This window comes from Isoptericola chiayiensis, from assembly GCF_013149805.1.
GTDB lineage: Bacteria > Actinomycetota > Actinomycetes > Actinomycetales > Cellulomonadaceae > Isoptericola > Isoptericola chiayiensis.
Genome location: NZ_JABEZT010000006.1, coordinates 198,939 through 218,488 on the forward strand (window position 1 = coordinate 198,939; position 19,550 = coordinate 218,488).

The 19,550-nt window shown below is 73.3% G+C and carries 18 protein-coding genes; 15 read left to right on the forward strand and 3 right to left on the reverse strand.

Features of this window, described 5'->3' with window-relative positions; genetic code table 11:
- Window positions 1-7 precede the first annotated feature (7 nt).
- The 3 genes from pheS to HDG68_RS12505 are packed head-to-tail and all read left to right on the forward strand — an operon-like array spanning window position 8 to window position 4,492.
- A complete protein-coding gene (pheS, locus tag HDG68_RS12495) occupies window positions 8-1,066 on the forward strand; it encodes a phenylalanine--tRNA ligase subunit alpha (RefSeq protein ID WP_172152560.1) in 1,059 nt (352 codons plus the stop codon).
- A complete protein-coding gene (gene pheT / locus HDG68_RS12500; RefSeq protein ID WP_172152562.1) occupies window positions 1,066-3,663 on the forward strand; it encodes a phenylalanine--tRNA ligase subunit beta in 2,598 nt (865 codons plus the stop codon). Before pheS ends, pheT begins: the two co-directional genes overlap by 1 nt.
- Window positions 3,656-4,492: an SDR family NAD(P)-dependent oxidoreductase gene (locus HDG68_RS12505; protein WP_172152564.1), complete on the forward strand. Its 837-nt coding sequence runs from the start codon at window positions 3,656-3,658 to the stop codon at window positions 4,490-4,492. Before pheT ends, HDG68_RS12505 begins: the two co-directional genes overlap by 8 nt.
- Before the next feature lie 47 nt (window positions 4,493-4,539).
- Here HDG68_RS12505 and HDG68_RS12510 read toward each other — a convergent pair whose 3' ends face one another.
- Complete coding sequence (locus HDG68_RS12510) at window positions 4,540-5,331, reverse strand: LLM class F420-dependent oxidoreductase (RefSeq protein ID WP_172152565.1); 792 nt, start codon at window positions 5,329-5,331, stop codon at window positions 4,540-4,542.
- Window positions 5,332-5,369: 38 nt separating this feature from the next.
- Window positions 5,370-6,353 (reverse strand): quinone oxidoreductase family protein, encoded by a 984-nt coding sequence (locus tag HDG68_RS12515; protein ID WP_172152567.1) that lies wholly within the window; start codon window positions 6,351-6,353, stop codon window positions 5,370-5,372.
- 33 nt (window positions 6,354-6,386) lie between these two features.
- Here HDG68_RS12515 and HDG68_RS12520 point away from each other — a divergent pair, with 33 nt between their 5' ends.
- The 11 genes from HDG68_RS12520 to HDG68_RS12570 all read left to right on the forward strand — a co-directional run bounded on the left by HDG68_RS12520 (window position 6,387) and on the right by HDG68_RS12570 (window position 16,915).
- Window positions 6,387-6,875: a GNAT family N-acetyltransferase gene (locus HDG68_RS12520; protein ID WP_172152569.1), complete on the forward strand. Its 489-nt coding sequence runs from the start codon at window positions 6,387-6,389 to the stop codon at window positions 6,873-6,875.
- Window positions 6,876-6,945: 70 nt separating this feature from the next.
- The gene (gene argC, locus HDG68_RS12525) at window positions 6,946-8,031 is read left to right on the forward strand and encodes an N-acetyl-gamma-glutamyl-phosphate reductase (protein WP_172152571.1); all 1,086 of its coding nucleotides are present in this window, start codon (window positions 6,946-6,948) and stop codon (window positions 8,029-8,031) included.
- Complete coding sequence (gene argJ / locus HDG68_RS12530; RefSeq protein WP_172152573.1) at window positions 8,028-9,215, forward strand: bifunctional glutamate N-acetyltransferase/amino-acid acetyltransferase ArgJ; 1,188 nt, start codon at window positions 8,028-8,030, stop codon at window positions 9,213-9,215. Before argC ends, argJ begins: the two co-directional genes overlap by 4 nt.
- Entirely contained in the window at window positions 9,212-10,162 is a 951-nt protein-coding gene (gene argB / locus HDG68_RS12535) for an acetylglutamate kinase (protein ID WP_172152575.1), read from the forward strand. Before argJ ends, argB begins: the two co-directional genes overlap by 4 nt.
- Complete coding sequence (locus HDG68_RS12540) at window positions 10,159-11,412, forward strand: acetylornithine transaminase (protein ID WP_172152577.1); 1,254 nt, start codon at window positions 10,159-10,161, stop codon at window positions 11,410-11,412. Before argB ends, HDG68_RS12540 begins: the two co-directional genes overlap by 4 nt.
- Window position 11,413: 1 nt before the next feature.
- Window positions 11,414-12,349, forward strand: coding sequence for an ornithine carbamoyltransferase (gene argF / locus HDG68_RS12545; RefSeq protein WP_172152579.1), 936 nt, complete (start codon window positions 11,414-11,416; stop codon window positions 12,347-12,349).
- Window positions 12,346-12,891, forward strand: a complete 546-nt coding sequence (locus HDG68_RS12550) for an arginine repressor (RefSeq protein ID WP_172152581.1) — start codon at window positions 12,346-12,348, stop codon at window positions 12,889-12,891. Before argF ends, HDG68_RS12550 begins: the two co-directional genes overlap by 4 nt.
- A gap of 57 nt (window positions 12,892-12,948) precedes the next feature.
- Window positions 12,949-14,178 carry an argininosuccinate synthase gene (locus tag HDG68_RS12555; protein WP_172152583.1) on the forward strand — a complete coding sequence of 410 codons (1,230 nt, stop codon included), beginning with the start codon at window positions 12,949-12,951 and terminating at the stop codon, window positions 14,176-14,178.
- A gap of 2 nt (window positions 14,179-14,180) precedes the next feature.
- Window positions 14,181-15,623, forward strand: coding sequence for an argininosuccinate lyase (gene argH / locus HDG68_RS12560; RefSeq protein ID WP_172152585.1), 1,443 nt, complete (start codon window positions 14,181-14,183; stop codon window positions 15,621-15,623).
- Window positions 15,624-16,253 (forward strand): uridine kinase family protein, encoded by a 630-nt coding sequence (locus HDG68_RS12565; RefSeq protein WP_343037563.1) that lies wholly within the window; start codon window positions 15,624-15,626, stop codon window positions 16,251-16,253.
- The gene (locus HDG68_RS12570) at window positions 16,238-16,915 is read left to right on the forward strand and encodes a DNA-3-methyladenine glycosylase (protein ID WP_172152587.1); all 678 of its coding nucleotides are present in this window, start codon (window positions 16,238-16,240) and stop codon (window positions 16,913-16,915) included. The genes HDG68_RS12565 and HDG68_RS12570 overlap by 16 nt, the downstream gene beginning before the upstream one ends.
- Here the strand turns inward: HDG68_RS12570 and HDG68_RS12575 are convergent.
- On the reverse strand, window positions 16,885-17,739 hold the full coding sequence (locus HDG68_RS12575) for an MHYT domain-containing protein (RefSeq protein WP_172152589.1): 855 nt from the start codon (window positions 17,737-17,739) through the stop codon (window positions 16,885-16,887). The two genes, HDG68_RS12570 and HDG68_RS12575, sit on opposite strands and share 31 nt — an antisense overlap.
- Window positions 17,740-17,898: 159 nt before the next feature.
- Here HDG68_RS12575 and tyrS point away from each other — a divergent pair, with 159 nt between their 5' ends.
- Complete coding sequence (gene tyrS / locus HDG68_RS12580) at window positions 17,899-19,158, forward strand: tyrosine--tRNA ligase (RefSeq protein WP_172152591.1); 1,260 nt, start codon at window positions 17,899-17,901, stop codon at window positions 19,156-19,158.
- Window positions 19,159-19,550 lie beyond the last annotated feature (392 nt).

A 19,550-nucleotide genomic window follows, 5' to 3' on the forward strand; every position in this document is an offset into this window, starting at 1 on the left:
GGCCCGCATGTCTGCGCCCGATCCGTCGTCGGACACCCCGAACCCGCTGGACCCCGCCGCGCTCGACGCCGCGGTGGACGCCGCGCTGGCCGACGTCGGCTCGGCGTCGGACCTCGACGAGCTCAAGGCCGTCCGCATCCGGCACGCCGGTGACCGGAGCCCGCTCGCGCTGGCGAACCGCGCGATCGGGGCGTTGCCCGGTCCGGACAAGGCCGCGGCCGGCAAGAACGTCGGTCCGCGGCGGGGCCGGGTCAACCAGGCCCTCGCAGCCCGGCAGTCCGAGCTCGAGGCCGAGCGGGACGCGCGCGTGCTCGTCGAGGAGACCGTCGACGTCACGCTGCCCGTCGGGCGCCGGCCGGTGGGGGCGCGGCACCCGATCGAGCTGATCCAGGAGCGTGTCGCCGACTTCTTCGTCGGCATGGGCTGGGAGATCGCCGACGGCCCCGAGGTCGAGGCCGAGTGGTTCAACTTCGACGCGCTGAACTTCGGGCCGGACCACCCGGCGCGCCAGATGCAGGACACGTTCTACGTCGACGGCGGCAAGAACCTCGTGCTGCGCACCCACACCTCCCCGGTGCAGGCGCGCTCCCTGCTGGAGCGCGGGGTGCCGCTGTACATCGCGTGCCCCGGCAAGGTGTTCCGCACCGACGCCCTGGACGCCACGCACACCCCGGTCTTCCACCAGGTCGAGGGTCTCGCGGTCGACAAGGGTCTGACCATGGCGAACCTCGTCGGTACCCTCGACGCCTTCGCCCGCGCGATGTTCGGCCCGGAGGCCAGGACCCGCCTGCGTCCGAGCTTCTTCCCGTTCACGGAGCCCAGCGCCGAGATGGACCTGTGGTTCCCGCAGAAGAAGGGCGGGGCCGGCTGGATCGAGTGGGGCGGCTGCGGCATGGTGCACCCGAACGTGCTGCGCGCCGCGGGCGTCGACCCGGAGGAGTACTCCGGGTTCGCGTTCGGCATGGGTATCGAGCGCACGCTGATGCTGCGCCACTCGATCGCTGACATGCACGACATCGTGGAGGGCGACGTGCGCTTCTCCACGCAGTTCGGGACGGAGATCTGATGCCCCGCATCGTTGCTGACTGGCTCGCCGACCACGTCGAGCTGCCCGCGGACCTGACCACCTCCCGGCTCGCCGCGGACCTCGTCCGGGTCGGCCTGGAGGAGGAGGAGATCCACCCCGCGGCCGTCACCGGCCCGCTGGTGGTCGGCCGCGTCCTGGCGATGACGCCGGAGCCGCAGAAGAACGGCAAGACGATCAACTGGTGCCTGGTCGACGTCGGTCCCGAGCACAACGCCACGCAGATCAAGGGCGTCGACGACGCCGACGTGCCGACGGGCGGGGCGCGCGGCATCGTCTGCGGTGCGCACAACTTCTCCGTCGGAGACCTCGTCGTCGTCTCCCTGCCGGGCACGGTGCTGCCGGGCGGGTTCGCGATCGCCTCGCGCAAGACGTACGGGCACGTCTCCGACGGCATGATCTGCTCCACCAAGGAGCTGGGCCTCGGCGAGGACCACGCCGGCATCCTCGTGCTCACCGAGGCGGGCTTCGACGCCGCGGACCTCACCCCCGGTCAGGACGCGGTCGCGCTGCTCGGCCTGGGTGACGAGGTCCTCGAGATCAACGTCACCCCGGACCGCGGGTACGCCTTCAGCTACCGCGGCGTGGCGCGCGAGTACGCCCACTCCACCGGCGCCTCGTTCGTCGACCCCGGCATCCCGACGGGCGCCGAGCCCGCGGCCACGGCCGACGGCTTCGCCGTGGAGGTAGACGACGACGCGCCGATCGACGGGCAGCAGGGTTGCGACCGCTTCGTCACCCGCATCGTGCGGGGCATCGACCCGGCCGCACCGACCCCCGCGTGGATGAAGCGGCGGCTCCAGGGATCGGGGATGCGGTCGATCTCGCTGGCCGTGGACGTGACCAACTACGTGATGCTCGACCTGGGCCAGCCCCTGCACGCCTACGACCTCGACCGCGTGGCGGCGCCGATCGTGGTCCGCCGTGCCGCGGCGGGGGAGCGGCTGACCACGCTCGACGACGTCGACCGAGCCCTGGACGGCGAGGACCTGCTGATCACCGACTCGCCCGACGGCGCCCGCGGGTCGCGCGTGCTGGGCCTGGCCGGCGTGATGGGCGGCGCGTCGTCCGAGGTCTCCGCGACCACGTCGGCCGTGCTCGTCGAGGCCGCGCACTTCGACCCGGTGACGGTGGCCCGCACCGCCCGGCGCCACAAGCTGCCCTCCGAGGCGGCCAAGCGGTTCGAGCGCGGGGTCGACCCCCTGCTGCCCGCCGTCGCGGCGCAGCGTGTGGTGGACCTGCTCGTCGAGCACGGCGGCGGGACGCCCGACGGCGCCGTCAGCGACCTGGACACCACGAGCCCGCCCGAGCCGGTCACCCTCGACGTGACGCTCCCGTCGCGGACCTCCGGGGTGGAGTACAGCCCGGGGCAGGTCGTCGACATCCTCGAGCAGATCGGCTGCACCGTGGACGGTGCCGACGCCCTTGGGGTCACGCCGCCCACGTGGCGCCCGGACCTGACCGAGCCCGCCGCGCTGGTCGAGGAGGTCGTCCGCATCGCGGGCTACGACCAGATCCCGTCGGTGCTGCTCGCGGCTCCCGGCGGCCGGGGGCTGACGCCCGAGCAGCGCACCCGCCGTTCGGTGGCCCGCGCGCTGGCCGACGCCGGACTGGTCGAGGTGTTGTCGTACCCGTTCGTGGGTGCCCAGGACCTGGACGCCCTCGGCCTGCCGGCCGACGACCCCCGCCGCGACGCACTGCGGCTGGCGAACCCGCTCGCCGAGGACCGCCCGCTGCTGCGCACCCACCTGCTGGTGAGCCTCCTGGAGACCGCCCGCCGCAACGTGTCGCGCGGCATCGCGGACGTGGCCGTCTTCGAGCTCGGACTGGTGACCCGGCCGGCCCCCGGCGCCCCCGCGGCGCCGCAGCTCCCGGTCGGAGTCCGCCCGTCGTCCGAGGACCTCGCCGCGCTCGCCGCCGCCACCCCGGACCAGCCGCGCCGGGTCGCCGGGGTGCTCGCGGGCGACCGCGCCCCCGCTGGCTGGTGGGGTGCGGGTCGGCCGGTCGACTGGGCGGACGCCGTCGAGGCGGCCCGGCTCGTGGCCGACGTGGTCGGCGTCGACGTCACCGTCGAGGCCGACCGCGAGCACCTGCCCTGGCACCCGGGCCGCTGCGCGCGGTTCACCGTCGTGGCAACGGACGGGTCGCAGCACACGGTCGGGCACGCCGGTGAGCTCCACCCCACGGTGGTGGAGGGGCTCGGTCTGCCCCGCCGGACGGCGGCGTTCGAGCTGGACCTGACCGCGCTGACCGCTGCCGCGTCCGGCGAGCCGGTCATCGCGGTGCCGGTGTCGGCGTTCCCCGCCGCCAAGGAGGACTTCGCACTCGTGGTGGACGCCGACGTGCCGGCGGCGGACGTCGAGGCCGCCGTCGTCGCCGGTGCCGGCGAGCTCGTCGAGCGCGTCGAGCTGTTCGACGTCTTCACCGGCGACCAGGTCGGTGCGGGCAGGAAGTCGCTGGCCTACTCGGTGCGGCTGCGCGCCGCCGACCGGACGCTGACCGCCGAGGAGGTGCGGTCCGCGCGCGACGGCGTCGTGGCGGTCACCGCCGAGCGCGTGGGGGCGGTCCTGCGTGGCTGAGCGGCAGGTCGCCCCCGCACGCACGGCCCTCGTCACCGGCGCGACCCGCGGCATCGGCCGCGCGGTCGCGCTCGGGCTGGCCGACGCCGGGCTCGACGTGGCGCTGCTGGCCCGCGACGCCGACCGTCTCGCGCAGGTCGCCGACGAGGTCCGCGCCGCCGGCCGCACGGCCGTCGTCCTGCCGTGCGACGTGACGGACCCCGGTGCGGTCGCCGCGGCGGTGCGGCAGGCCGAGGACGAGCTCGGGTCCGTCGACCTGCTCGTCAACAACGCCGGCCGCATCGACGCCGAGGTCCCCGCCTGGGAGGCCGACGTCGACGAGTGGTGGCAGGTGATGGAGACCAACGTGCGCGGGCCGTTCCTGCTGGTGCGCGCGGCGGTCCCCGGCATGCTCGCCCGCGGCGGCGGGCGCGTGGTCGACCTGAACAGCGGCTCGGGCTCGCACGACATGACCTACTCCAGCGCCTACAATCTTTCCAAGACGGCACTGATGCGCCTGGGGCACCATCTGCACGCCACCGGGTACGGGCAGGGGCTGCGCACGCTCGAGCTGGCGCCCGGCGTCGTCTCCACGGACATGACGGCCTCGATGGACGTCCACGCCGGGCGCACGGAGTGGACCCCGGTCGACCGGACGGTCGACGTCACGGTCGCGTTCGCCCGCGGTGAGCTCGATGCGTGCTCGGGATGGTTCGTGCGGGTCTCGGACGACACCCCGGACTCGTTGCGGGCGACGGCGGACCGTGCGACGTCGGCGGCGCCGCGGCACCTGCGGGTCCTGCCCGCGGGTGACGACGACGCGCTGCGGCAGGCGCTCACCGGCCGCTGAGCCCGACGGCGGCGGGCGTCCGTCCGCCGCCGCCGTCGGGGCGCTGCTCAGCCCTGGGCGTCGCGCCAGGCGACCCACTGCGCGGCCGTCGACAGGTCGTAGTCGGGGCCGTTGACGCCGATCGTCAGGAGGGTCGCTCCCGCCGCGACCAGGCCGGGACCGGTCGCCTCCGGCGGTCCCTGGACCCCGACGGACCGCTCGACCAGTGCGGCGGTGTCGCGCCCGACGGCCTCGCCGTGCTCGTCGAGGATCGCCGACTTGCGGCGCAGCGTGTCGACGTCGCCGAAGGAGTGCCAGACGTCCGCGTGCTCGGCGACGATGCGCAGCGTCTTCTTCTCCCCGCCGCCGCCGATCAGGATCGGGATGTCGCGGGTGGGTGCGGGGTTGCCGGCAGCGAGGCGGCGGCGGATGCGGGGCATGGCCTCGGCGAGACGGGCGATGCGCGAGCCGGCGGTGCCGAACTCGTAGCCGAACTGCTCGTAGTCCTTCTCGAACCAGCCGGCGCCCATGCCCAGGATCAGCCGGCCGCCGGAGATGTGGTCCACGGTGCGGGCCATGTCGCCGAGCAGGTCGGGGTTGCGGTAGCCGTTGCCGGTGACCAGGGCGCCGATCTCGACGCGCTCGGTCTGCTCGGCCCAGGCGCCGAGCATGGTCCAGCACTCGAAGTGCTTGCCGTCCGGGTCGCCGGACAGCGGGTAGAAGTGGTCCCAGTTGAAGACGACGTCGACGCCCAGGTCCTCGGCGCGCAGCACGGCGTCGCGGATCTGGGCGTAGTCGGCGTGCTGGGGCTGGAGCTGGACGGCGATGCGGACGGGCCGGTCGGTCGCAGGTGTGCTCATGCGCCCAACCTACGTGGTGGCGCTGGTGGACCTGGTGGTCACGGCACGAGCAGCACCTTGCCGGTGGTGCGGCGCGCCTCGAGCGCCCGGTGGGCCTCGGCGGCGTCGGCCAGCGGGTAGGTCGCCCCGACGCGGACGTCGAGGTCGCCGTCGGCGGCGGCTCCGAGGACCTCGGCGGCCCGCCACTCGAGCTCGGCCCGGGTCGCCGTGTAGTGCGCGAGCGTGGGGCGGGTGACGTACAGCGAGCCGGCGGCGTTGAGGCGCTGCAGGTCGAACGGCGGCACCTGCCCGGACGCCCCGCCGAACAGCACCAGCGTCCCGCGGGGGCGCAGCGACGCCAGGGAGGCGTCGAACGTCGCGGCACCGACGCCGTCGTACGCCACGTGCACGCCGGCGCCGTCGGTGAGCTCGCGCACGACGGCGGGGAGCTCGGTGGCGAGGTCGTCCATCGCGGCGTAGTCGATGGTGTGCGCGGCGCCGGCCGCGGACGACAGTGCCGCCTTCTCGGGTGTGGACACGGTGGTCAGGACGCGCCCGCCGCGGGCGGCGGCGAGCTGGGTGGCGAGCAGCCCGACACCGCCGGCGCCGGCGGTGAGCAGGACGTCGTGCCCGGGCCCGACCTCGAACGTCGAGGCGACGAGGTAGTGGGCGGTCATGCCCTGCAGGGGCAGCGCGGCGGCGGTCGTGAGGTCCAGCCCGTCGGGGACCGGCACGGCCTCGGCGGCGGGCACGACGACGGCCTCGGCGTAGGAGCCGGGCGCGGCGGCCCACGCGACGCGGTCGCCGACGGCGAACCCGGTCACGTCGGTCCCGACCGCCTCGACGGTCCCGGCACCCTCGACCCCGACGACGTGCGGGAAGTCCGTCGGGTACACCCCGGCGCGGCGGTAGGTGTCGATGAAGTTGACCCCGGCCGCTGCGACGCGGACCAGCAGGTCGGTCGGACCGGGTGCCGGCTCGGGGCGGTCGACGACGGACAGGACCTCGGGGCTACCCGCGCTGCGGGCCTCGACTGCGCGCATACGGGCAGCCTACGACCGGCGTAGGCTGCCGCCGTGCAGATCCGTGCCGCCCGCAGCGAGGACTGGCCCGCCCTGTGGCAGATCGTCGAACCGATCGTCCGTGCGGGGGAGACCTACACCTATCCCACCGACCTGACCGGCGACCGAGCACGCGAGCTGTGGCTCGCCGGCCCTCCGGTCGAGACCTGGGTCGCCGAGGACGACGGCGTCGTGCTCGCGACGGTGCGGACGTCGCCGAACAAGCCGGGGCACGGCGACCACGTGGGCACGGCGGCGTTCATGGTCGCCCCGGCGGCGCGTGGCCGAGGCGTGGCGGCCGCGCTGGCCGAGCACGTCGTGGTCCGGATGCGTGCGCAGGGTTACCGGGGCATCCAGTTCAACGCGGTGGTCGAGACGAACACGTCCGCCGTCCGGCTCTGGGAGCGGCTGGGCTGGCGGATCGTCGGGACCGTGCCGGAGGCCTTCCGCAGCCCGTCCCGCGGCCTGGTCGGGCTGCACGTGATGTACCGCTCGCTGGTCTGAGGGGCGGCGGCCACGCCCACGATGCGGAATAGGTTCCATCTGGGTCGCATAGGTATGTATAGTCGCGTGCATGGCCACCACCTACCCGACCCGGCACCGACTGCGCGTCGCCGTCGCCGGTGCGTCCGGCTACGCGGGCGGAGAGTTCCTCCGCCTGGCCGCGCAGCACCCGCACCTCGAGATCGGCGCCCTGACGGCCCACTCGAACGCCGGCACGCCCCTGGGAGCCGTGCAGCCGCACCTGCGTTCGCTTGCGGACCGGGTGCTCGAGCCGACCACCGCCGAGGTGCTGGCCGGTCACGACGTCGTCGTCCTCGGCCTGCCGCACGGTGCCTCGGGTGAGCTCGCCGCCCAGCTCGGCGACGACGTGCTCGTGCTCGACCTCGGTGCCGACCACCGTCTCGCCTCGGCCGCCGACTGGCGGGCCTTCTACGGCTCCGAGCACGCCGGCACCTGGCCCTACGGGCTGCCCGAGCTGATCGTCGCGGACGACGCCGGCACCGGTACCCAGCGCGAGCGGCTGGCCGGGGTCCGCCGCGTCGCCGTCCCGGGGTGCAACGTCACCGCGGTCACGCTCGGGCTCCAGCCCGGGATCGCCGCCGGACTGCTCGACCCGAGCGACCTCGTCGCCGTGCTGGCCAACGGGTTCTCGGGTGCCGGCAAGGCGCTCAAGCCGCACCTGCTGGCCGCGGAAGGGCTCGGTGCGGCGTCCCCGTACGCCGTCGCCGGCACGCACCGCCACATCCCGGAGATCACCCAGAACCTGCGCACCGCGGGTGCGGACGCGGTCTCCATCAGCTTCACGCCCACGCTGGTGCCGATGGCCCGCGGCATCCTCGCCACGGCGACCGCGCGTCTCGCTCCCGGTCGGTCGGTGGACGCCGACGCGGTCCGGGCCGTGTGGGAGCAGGCGTACGCCGACGAGCCGTTCGTCGAGCTACTGCCCGCCGGGCAGTGGCCCTCGACCGCGGCCACCCTCGGCAGCAACGCCGCCCTGGTCCAGGTGGCCCTCGACGAGGCCGCCGGGCGCGTCGTGACCGTCACCGCGATCGACAACCTGGTCAAGGGCACCGCCGGTCAGGCGGTGCAGGCCATGAACCTCGCCCTCGGTCTCCCGGAGACCGCCGGCCTCGCCACCGAAGGAGTCGCGCCGTGAGCGTCACCGCACCCCAGGGATTCCGGGCCGCCGGCGTCGCCGCCGGACTGAAGTCCACCGGAGCTCGCGACGTCGCCGTCGTCGTCAATGACGGGCCGCTGGCCACCGCGGCCGCGGTGCTCACGTCCAACCGCGTCCAGGCGGCGCCCGTGCTCTGGACGCGCCAGGCGGTGTCCGACGGCGCCGCGCGCGCGGTGGTCCTCAACTCCGGCGGCGCGAACGCCTGCACCGGACCCGACGGGTTCGCCGACACCCACCGCACGGCCGAGCACGTCGCCGACGTGCTGTCCGCCGCCGCGGGGCCGGGGGGCGAGGTCGGCGCCGGCGACGTGCTCGTGTGCTCCACCGGGCTGATCGGCGTCCGGCTCGACCTGCCCGCGCTGCTCGGCGGCGTCGACGCCGCGGTGGACGCGCTGCACGCCGCGGGCGGCGACGAGGCGGCGCACGCCATCATGACCACCGACACCGTCGCCAAGCAGGCGCTCGCGCAGCGCGACGGCTGGAGCGTCGGCGGCATGGCCAAGGGCGCGGGCATGCTGGCGCCCGGACTGGCCACGATGCTCAGCGTCGTCACGACCGACGCCGTCGTCGACGCCGCCGCCGCCGACGCCGCCCTGCGGGCCGCCACCCGCACCACCTTCGACCGGGTCGACTCCGACGGCTGCCTGTCCACCAACGACACCGTGGTCCTGCTCGCCTCCGGCGCGTCCGGCGTCGAGGTCGCCGAGGACGAGCTCGCCGCGGCGCTGACGGAGGTGTGCGCTGACCTCTCCCGCCGGCTCGTCGCCGACGCCGAGGGCGCCTCCCACGACATCGCCGTGACCGTGACGAACGCGTCCGACGAGGACGCCGCCGTCGCCGTGGCGCGCGCCGTGACCCGCTCCAACCTGTTCAAGACCGCGATCTTCGGCAACGACCCCAACTGGGGACGCATCGTCTCCGCCGTCGGCACGGTGCCCGAGCACGTCGCGCCCTACGACCCGCTCACCCTCGACGTCACCGTCAACGGCGTCCAGGTGTGTCGCGCGCAGGGCGTCGGCGAACCCCGGGAGCTCGTCGACCTCGCCGCCGACCGCGAGGTGCATGTCGAGATCGACCTGCACGCCGGGACGGCGAGCGCCACGGTCTGGACCAACGACCTCACCCACGACTACGTCCACGAGAACAGCGCGTACTCCTCATGAGCGACACGAACACCGCTGCGCCCGACCCCGGGTTCCAGTTCGACACCCGTACCGACCTGCGCCCCGACCAGAAGGCCGAGGTGCTGGTCGAGGCCCTGCCCTGGCTGCAGGAGTTCGCCGGGGCGCTCGTCGTGGTCAAGTACGGCGGCAACGCCATGGTCGACGACCGGCTCAAGGCCGCGTTCGCCCAGGACATGGTGTTCCTGCGGCAGGTCGGGCTGCGTCCCGTCGTCGTGCACGGTGGCGGCCCCCAGATCTCCAGCATGCTCGAGCGCGTCGGCATCGACTCCGAGTTCCGCGGCGGCCTGCGCGTCACCACGCCGGAGGCCATGGACGTGGTGCGCATGGTGCTCGTCGGCCAGGTGCAGCGCGAGCTCGTCGGGCTGCTCAACGCCCACGCCCCCCGCGCCGTCGGGCTGTCGGGGGAGGACGCCGGGCTGTTCGGCGCGGTGCGCCGCCACGCCACGGTCGACGGCGAACCCGTCGACGTCGGGCTCGTGGGCGACGTCGTGCAGGTCAACCCGGGCGCGGTGCTGGACCTGCTCGACGCCGGCCGCATCCCCGTGGTCTCCACCGTCGCCCCGGACGTCGACGACCCCACCCAGGTGCTCAACGTGAACGCCGACACCGCCGCCGCGGCGCTCGCGGTCGCGCTGGGCGCCAAGAAGCTCGTCGTGCTGACCGACGTCGAGGGCCTGTACACCAACTGGCCGGACAAGGGCTCGCTGGTGGAGGAGATCACCGCCGGCGAGCTCGCCACCCTGCTGCCGAGCCTGACCTCGGGGATGGTGCCCAAGATGGAGGCCTGCCTGCGCGCGGTGTCCGGCGGCGTCCCCAAGGCGTCGGTCATCGACGGCCGGCAGGCCCACTCCCTCCTGCTGGAGGTCTTCACCACCCGGGGCAACGGCACGATGGTCGTGCCCGACACGACGGAGCAGCACGCATGAGCGACCTGACCACCACCGGCCACGAGCTGACCTCGGACGGGTGGACCCGGGCCTACACGGGTTCCGTCATGGACACCTTCGGCCCGCCGCAGCGCATCCTCGTGCGCGGGGACGGATGCGAGGTCTGGGACGCGGACGGCAACCGGTACCTGGACCTGCTGGCCGGGATCGCCGTCAACGCCCTCGGGCACGCGCACCCGACGCTCACGGCGGCGATCAGCGCACAGCTCGGCACGCTGGGGCACGTCTCGAACTTCTTCGGCACCCCGGCACAGATCACGCTGGCCGAACGGCTGCTGCAGCTCGCGCAGGCCCCCGCAGGTTCGCGGGTGTTCTTCGCCAACTCCGGCACCGAGGCGAACGAGGCCGCCTTCAAGATGACGCGGCGCACCGGACGCACCCGGGTGCTGGCTCTCGAGGGCGGGTTCCACGGCCGCACGATGGGTGCCCTGGCGCTGACGGCCAAGGCCGCGTACCGGGAACCGTTCGAACCGCTGCCCGGCGGGGTCGAGCACCTGCCCTTCGGGGACACGGCTGCGCTCGAGGAGGCCTTCTCCGCCGACGCGGTCGCCGCGCGCGGCGAGGTCGCCGGCCTCGTCGTCGAGCCCGTCCAGGGCGAGGCGGGCGTGCGCGAGCTCCCGGCTGGCTACCTGCCGCTGGCCCGCCGGCTGACCTCGGACGCCGGCGCACTGCTGGTGCTGGACGAGGTGCAGACCGGCGTGGGGCGCACGGGGGAGTGGTTCGCCCACCAGCACACCGACCTGGGCGGTGGGATCGTGCCCGACGTCGTGACCCTCGCCAAGGGGCTCGGTGGCGGGTTCCCCGTCGGTGCCGTGATCGCCTACGGCGAGGGCCCGGCGGCCCTGCTCGGCCGGGGGCAGCACGGCACGACGTTCGGCGGGAACCCGGTGGCGGCCGCCGCGGCCCTGGCGACGCTGGGCGTGCTGGACCGCGACCGGCTGCTCGCGAACGCCACCGAGGTGGGCGAGACCCTGCGCCGGGCCGTCGCCGGCCAGGACAACCCGCTGGTGGCGGGCGTGCGGGGACGCGGTCTGCTGCTGGCGGTCGAGCTCACGCGTCCGGTGGCGGCCGACGTCGCGCGGCTCGCCCTCGACGCCGGCTTCATCGTCAACCCCGTGGCGCCCGACGCCGTCCGCCTGGCCCCACCCCTGATCCTCACGGCCGAGCAGGCGCTGGAGTTCGCCGCGTTCCTGGCCGACGTGACCGTTCCCGAACCGGAGAAGAGCTGAGATGCCCCGCCACTTCCTGCGCGACGACGACCTGACGCCTGCCGAGCAGCGCGAGGTGCTCGAGCTCGCGGGGGCCTTCCGGCAGGACCGGTTCGTCCGCACCCCGCTCGCCGGCCCCCAGGGGGTCGCCGTGCTCTTCGACAAGCCGACCCTGCGCACCCAGGTCTCGTTCGCCACCGGCATCGCCGAGCTGGGCGGCTTCCCGCTGACCGTGGACGGCCGCCTCGCCCAGATCGGCGTGCGCGAGTCCGTCGCGGACGTCACCCGCGTCCTGGACCGTCAGGTGTCCGCGATCGTGTGGCGCACGTTCGGGCAGGACCGCCTCGAGGAGATGGCCGCCATCTCGCGGGTCCCGGTGATCAACGCGCTGACCGACCAGTTCCACCCCTGCCAGATCCTGGCGGACCTGCTCACGATCGCCCAGCACCGCGGCGGCCTGTCCGCGCTGTCCGGGCAGCGGATGACCTACGTCGGCGACGCCGCCAACAACATGGGCGCGTCCTACCTGATCGGCGGGGCGACGGCGGGCCTGCACGTCGTCGTGGCCGGGCCGGAGGGCTACCAGCCGGCGGCCGACGTCGTCGCGCGCGCCACCGAGATCGCGGCGAGCACCGGCGGCTCCGTCACCGTCACGACCGACGCCGCGGCCGCCGTCGCGGGTGCCGACGTCGTCGTCACCGACACCTGGGTGTCGATGGGCGACGAGGACTCCGCGGCGCGACGGGTGCAGGACCTGCTGCCGTACCAGGTCACGCCCGCACTGCTGGAGACGGCCGCCGACGACGCGATCTTCCTGCACTGCCTGCCGGCCTACCGCGGCAAGGAGGTGGCCGCGGAGGTCATCGACGGTCCCCGGTCCGCCGTGTGGGACGAGGCCGAGAACCGCCTGCACGCCCAGAAGGCCGTGCTGACGTTCCTGCTGGAGGCCGCAGAATGAGCACCACCTCCGGGCCGGGTCACGGGCCCGCGCCTGCCACCAAGGCGGCCCGGCACGCGCGGATCATCGAGATCGTGGGCCGTACCGCGATCCACTCCCAGGCCGAGCTCGCCCGCGAGCTCGCCGACGAGGGTCTCACCGTCACCCAGGGCACCCTGTCGCGCGACCTCATCGAGCTGCGCGCCGAGAAGGTCCGCAGCTCCTCGGGTGCGCTGGTCTATGCCGTGCCCGGCGAGGGCGGCGACCGCAGCGTCCGTGCCGCGGGCGTCGACGGCCAGGACACCGGCTACCTCGCCGCACGGCTGGCCCGCCTGTGCGCCGACCTGCTCGTCTCCGCGGAGGCCTCCGGCAACCAGGTGGTGCTGCGCACCCCGCCCGGCGCCGCGAACTACCTGGCCTCCGCCATCGACCACTCCGTCTTCCCCGGGGTCCTCGGCTGCATCGCCGGGGACGACACGATCCTCGTGATCTCCCGGGACCCCGTCGGCGGCGACGACCTCGCCCGCCGGTTCCTCGAGCTCACGACGTCCCCCGACGCCTGAGCCGCCCGCAAGCCTGTCAGACTCGACATCGAAGCCCACGCAAGGAAGAAGAACCTCATGACTGAACGCGTCGTGCTCGCCTACTCCGGCGGCCTGGACACCTCCGTCGCGATCGGCTGGATCGCCGAGGCCACCGGGGCCGAGGTCGTCGCCGTGGCCGTCGACGTCGGCCAGGGTGGCGAGGACCTCAACGTCATCCGCCAGCGCGCCCTCGACTGCGGTGCCGTGGAGGCCTACGTCGCCGACGCCCGCGACGAGTTCGCGACCGAGTACTGCATGCCCGCCCTGCAGGCCAACGGCCTCTACCTCGACCGGTACCCGCTGGTCTCGGCGATCTCGCGGCCGGTCATCGTCAAGCACATGGTGCGTGCCGCGCGCCAGTTCGGTGCCAAGACGGTCGCGCACGGCTGCACGGGCAAGGGCAACGACCAGGTCCGGTTCGAGGTGGCCACGACCTCGCTCGCCCCGGAGCTCACCTCCATCGCGCCGGTGCGCGACCTCGCGCTGACCCGCGAGAAGGCGATCGACTACGCCGAGAAGCACGACCTGCCGATCGCGACGACGAAGAACAACCCGTTCTCCATCGACCAGAACGTCTGGGGCCGCGCCGTCGAGACGGGCTTCCTCGAGGACATCTGGAACGAGCCCACCAAGGACGTCTACTCCTACACCGACGACCCGACGTTCCCGCCGGTCGCCGACGAGGTCGTCATCACGTTCGAGCAGGGGATCCCCGTGGCGCTCGACGGCGTCGCGGTCACCCCGCTGCAGGCCATCGAGGAGATGAACCGCCGCGCGGGCGCCCAGGGCGTGGGCCGGATCGACATCGTCGAGGACCGCCTCGTGGGCATCAAGTCCCGCGAGGTGTACGAGGCACCGGGTGCGATGGCGCTCATCGCCGCCCACCAGGAGCTCGAGAACGTCACCCTCGAGCGCGAGCAGGCCCGCTTCAAGAAGGGTGTCGAGCAGCGCTGGGGCGAGCTCGTGTACGACGGCATGTGGTTCTCGCCGCTGAAGAAGAGCCTCGACACGTTCGTCGCCGACACCCAGAAGTACGTCTCCGGCGACATCCGCCTCGTGCTGCACGGTGGCCGCGCCACGGTCACGGGCCGCCGCTCGGAGGCGTCGCTGTACGACTTCAACCTCGCGACCTACGACGAGGGCGACGCCTTCGACCAGTCGCACGCCAAGGGCTTCATCGAGATCTACGGCCTGGCCGCCAAGCAGGCCGCCGCCCGGGACGAGCGGTTCGGCAACGGCCCGGACTTCGGCGTGGGGACCCTCTGACCATGAGCGACGAGACCCTGCCCGACGGCGCGTCCGACGACGGGCCGGTCGCACTGTGGGGCGGCCGGTTCGCCGGCGGGCCCGCTCCCGAGCTGGCACGGCTGAGCAAGTCGACCGACTTCGACTGGGCGCTCGCCCAGTACGACATCCGCGGCTCACGCGCCCACGCCGAGGTCCTGCACGCCGCGCGCCTGCTGAGCGACGACGAGCTCACCGCCATGCACGAGGCGCTCGACCGGCTCTCCGCCGACGTCGCCTCCGGCGCGTTCGCGGCCGCCCCGCACGACGAGGACGTGCACACCGCCCTCGAGCGCGGTCTGATCGAGCGCGCGGGCGAGGAGCTGGGCGGCAAGCTGCGGGCGGGCCGTTCGCGCAACGACCAGATCGCCACGCAGGTGCGCATGTACCTGCGTGACCACGCCCGCGTCGTCGCCCAGCAGCTCGTGACCGTGGTCGACGAGCTCATCACGCAGGCCGAGGCGGCCGGCGAGGCCGTCATGCCGGGCCGTACCCACCTGCAGCACGCCCAGCCCGTGCTGCTGGCCCACCACCTGCTGGCCCACGTGTGGCCGCTGCTGCGCGACGTCGACCGGCTGATCGACTGGGACGTGCGGGCCGCGCGCTCGCCGTACGGTTCCGGAGCGCTCGCGGGGTCGTCGCTGGGACTCGACCCGGCCGCCGTCGCCGCGGGGCTCGGGTTCGACGGTCCGGTGGAGAACTCGATCGACGGCACCGCGTCGCGGGACGTCGTGGCGGAGTTCGCGTTCGTCGCGGCGATGATCGGTATCGACCTGTCGCGGATCTCCGAGGAGATCATCCTGTGGAACACCAAGGAGTTCGGGTTCGTCCGCCTCGACGACGCCTGGTCCACGGGGTCGAGCATCATGCCGCAGAAGAAGAACCCCGACATCGCCGAGCTGGCCCGCGGCAAGTCCGGGCGGCTCGTCGGTGACCTCACGGGTCTGCTCACCACGCTCAAGGGCCTGCCCCTGGCGTACAACCGCGACCTGCAGGAGGACAAGGAGCCGGTCTTCGACCAGGTCGGCACCCTGACGGTGCTGCTGCCGGCGTTCGCGGGCATGGTCCGGACTTTGACCTTCGACACGGCGCGGATGGCCGAGCTCGCCCCGCAGGGCTTCTCCCTGGCCACGGACGTCGCCGAGTGGCTCGTGCGCCAGGGCGTGCCCTTCCGGGTCGCCCACGAGGTCGCCGGAGCGTGCGTGCGGGTGTGCGAGGAGCGCGACGTGGAGCTGTGGGACCTGACGGACGCCGACCTGGCCGACATCTCCGAGCACCTCACGCGGGACGTGCGCGAGGTGCTGTCCGTGGCCGGGTCCGTCGCCTCCCGCGACGCCGTCGGGGGCACGGCACCGGTGCGGGTCGCCGAGCAGCTCGAGGCGGCCAAGGAACGGGCCACCGAGTTCCGCTTCTGGGCCGAGGGCTGAGTGACCGTTCCTGCGGACGTGCTCGCGGACCTGGTGCGCCGGGTCCACGACGCTCTGCCGCGGATGCCCGAGCCGGGTACCGCGCCCCCGTGGCGCGGTACCCGGCTCGTGTGCGTCGACGGTCCGGCGGGCTCCGGCAAGACCTCGCTCGCCACCCAGCTCGCCGTCGAGCTGTGCTGCCAGGTGGTGCACATGGACGACCTGTACGAGGGCTGGCAGGACGGTCCGGACGGCGGTGCCGGGCGTCTCGCGCGCCTCGTCCTGGAACCGCTGGCCGCGGGCCGGCCGGGGGAGTACCGGCGCTACGACTGGTACCGGGGGTCGTGGGCCGAGCGCCACGCCGTGCCCGTGGCACCGTTCCTCGTCGCGGAGGGCTGCGGATCCGCGGCACGCGTCGTCGACCCCTGGGCGGCGCTGAAGATCTGGGTCGAGGCCGACGCCGAGGAGCGGTTGCGGCGAGCGGTCGCCCGCGACGGCGAGGCGGCGCGGTCCCACCTGCAGCGGTGGATGCAGGACGAGGCCCGGCACTACGCTGCGGAGCAGACGCGCGCACGGTCCGACGCGCACCTCGACGGGTTCGGTCGGACACCGGCAACGGGTGAGCAGGAGATCCGATGGACAGCACGGTGACAGCCCACGGGCAGGCCACAGCGGTGCCCTGGCAGGTTCCCGGCCCCTCCTGGTACGCGCGGAGCGTGCACACCGTCGCCCGGGACCTGCTCGGCGCCTACCTGGTGCGACGGCACCCCGACGGCGACGTCGTCCTGCGCCTCACCGAGGTGGAGGCCTACGGCGGGTCGGACGACCCCGCGTCGCACGCCTACCGCGGTCCGACGGCGCGCAACCGGTCGATGTTCGGGCGGCCCGGCAGGCTGTACGTGTACCGGCACCTCGGCCTGCACCACTGCGTGAACGTCGTCTGCGGCTCGGTGGGGGACGCGGGCGCGGTGCTGCTGCGCGCCGGCGAGGTGGTCGACGGCGCGGACCTGGGCAGGAGCCGGCGCGAGGCCGCGGGGCGCTGCGACTCCGCCCGGCAGATCGCCCGTGGCCCCGCGCGGCTGGCCGTGGCCATGGCTCTCGACCTGCAGGACGACTCCGCCGACCTGACCGTGCCGGACGGTCCGGTCGCGATCCACCTCCCGGTGGACCCGCTGCCCCGGACGGTCGCGACCGGGCCGCGCGTCGGCGTGGGCGGTGAGGGCGCCGACCCGCGTCGGTTCGGGTGGCGGTCGTGGCTGGTCGACGAGCCGACCGTGTCGTCCTACCGGCCGGTGGCCCGCCGGGTGCGCTGAGGGGCGGACGCGACAGCGTCGTCCTCGGGCTGTCCGGTGTCACCGCGCAGCTGCGAACGCCAGGAGTCGAAGTCGCGGTCCGCCTGGATCTCTCCCGGGCTCCGTGCGAGCAGCGCGGTGACGACGAGCGCCAACGTCGACAGGAACAGGAAGACCGCCAACGGGACCAGCAGCTCACCGGTGCTCAGACCTTGCGGTTCCGCCGTCGCGGCGTGCCCGACGTGGTCACCCTCACCCATCCGCATCGCCGCCATCCCGGTGTAGTGCATGCCGGAGACTGCGATTCCCATGATCACGGCGGCGAGCGCGCCGGCACCCACCGACCTGACGTGGTACGAGAGCCAGAGCGCCGCCGTGGCGGCGACGACCCCGATCACGATCGACAGCAGCACCAACCACGGGTCGTACGACAGCGCCACGTCGGTGTGCATCGCGCGCATCCCCAGGTAGTGCATGCTCGACACCCCGAGGCCGGCGATCACGCCGCCGACGAGGATCGGCCCCGTCCTGCCGTGCGAGCGGTCCACGAGGAACAACCCGGCGGCGACCACCACCACGGCCAGCACGGCACTGAGGATCGTTAGCGGGATGTCGTAGCGGATCACGGCACCGTCGACCGAGAACCCGAGCATGGCGACGAAGTGCATCACCCAGACGCCCGTGCCACCGATGGCGAGAGCTCCGAGCCACAGCCACAGCGCACGTCGGCGGCCGCGGTAGTACCGGGCACGTGCGGTGCAGGACAACCCGGCGGCGCACCCGAGGAAGGACAGGACGAAGGACAGGACGGGTGTCAGGGCCCCGTAGGAGAAATGCTCGATCATGATGCCCCCTGGCTTGTTGTTGTGCCGACAGTCGGCGTCGCGAACCTAGAGGGACGCGAACGCTGACCGCAAGAGTCCGGTCCAGATGTCGGGCACGGCGTCGGGCACACTAGGGGTGGGTCCCGGCCGGGTCCCGACCCACCATCGAAGGAGTTCACGGTGACCGACGTTCTCGACGAGCTGCACTGGCGTGGCCTGGTGGCGCAGTCCACCGACGAGGCCGCACTGCGCGAAGCACTCGCGGCGGGACCGGTCACCTACTACTGCGGGTTCGACCCGACGGCACCGAGCCTGCACCACGGGCACCTGGTCCAGCTGATCCTGCTGCGGCACCTGCAGCAGGCAGGGCATCGTGCCGTCGCGCTGGTGGGCGGGGCCACCGGGATGATCGGCGATCCGCGCGAGTCGGGCGAGCGGACCCTGAACACCAAGGAGGTCGTCGCCGAGTGGACCGAGCGGCTGAAGGCGCAGGTCTCGCGGTTCCTCGACTTCGAGGGGGACAACCCGGCCGTCCTGGTGAACAACCTGGACTGGATCGACGGGATCTCGGCGATCGACCTGCTGCGCGACATCGGCAAGCACTACCGGCTGGGCACCATGCTGGCCAAGGACACGGTGGCGCGGCGGCTGCGGTCCGAGGATGGCATCAGCTTCACCGAGTTCAGCTACCAGATCCTGCAGGGCATCGACTTCCTCGAGCTGTACCGCCGGCACAGTGTGACCCTGCAGACCGGCGGCAACGACCAGTGGGGCAACCTGCTGTCGGGCGTCGAGCTGGTCCGCAAGTCCGAGGGGAGCGCGGTGCACGCCCTGACGACCCCGCTGATCACCAAGGCCGACGGGACGAAGTTCGGCAAGACGGAGGGTGGCGCCGTCTGGCTCGCGCCCGACCTGATGTCGCCGTACGCCTTCTACCAGTTCTGGCTCAACCAGGCCGACGACGACGTGGTCCGGTTCCTCAAGATCTTCACCTTCAGGTCCCGGGTGGAGATCGAGGAGCTCGAGCGCGAGGTGGCCGAGCGTCCCTTCGCCCGTGTGGCCCAGCGCACCCTCGCCGAGGACGTCACGACGCTGGTGCACGGGGCGGAAGCCACGGCCGCGGTGATCGCGGCGAGCCAGGCGCTCTTCGGCAGAGGTGAGCTGGGCGGGCTCGACGCCGACACCCTCGCCGGCGCGACGGAGGAACTTCCCCGGGCCACCGTGCAGGTGGGCGGCGCCGTCCTCGACGCGTTCGTGGACAGCGGCCTGGTGCCTTCCAGGGGCGCCGGCCGTCGGGCGATCTCCGAGGGCGGGGCGTACGTCAACAACGTCAAGGTCACCGACGAGGACGCCGTCCTGACGGCGGACCAGCTGCTCCAGGGGCGGTACGCGATCCTGCGTCGCGGGAAGAAGACGCTCGCCGTCGCCGTCGCCGAGTAGAAAACGCGCTCTGGCCTGCGAACTTGTCCTGCGGGCCAGAGCGTGTGTAATGTTCTGGTCGTTCGCCCGGCAGGGAGCAACGGACACCGTGGAGACAGCCTCGAGCTGGGTACCGGTGGCCGGTCCTGGGCGGATGACCCCGAAGCCTTGGATCAGGTACAGTTATGTGCCCGGTTCCTTCGGAGCCGACACGGTCGGCCAACCTCGGATCGCGAGTCGTCGCGAAGAGCGGGTTGGACACGGCGGGTTGGTTCGGGTAAGGTTGAAGGGTTGCCCCGGACGGGGTCAGGACGGGATGTTCTGGTCTTGGATGGTGTGCGTCGGTTGTTTGAGAACTCAACAGTGTGCTTGATAGTCAATGCCAATTTATTGAACCTTCATTGGTTCCTTTG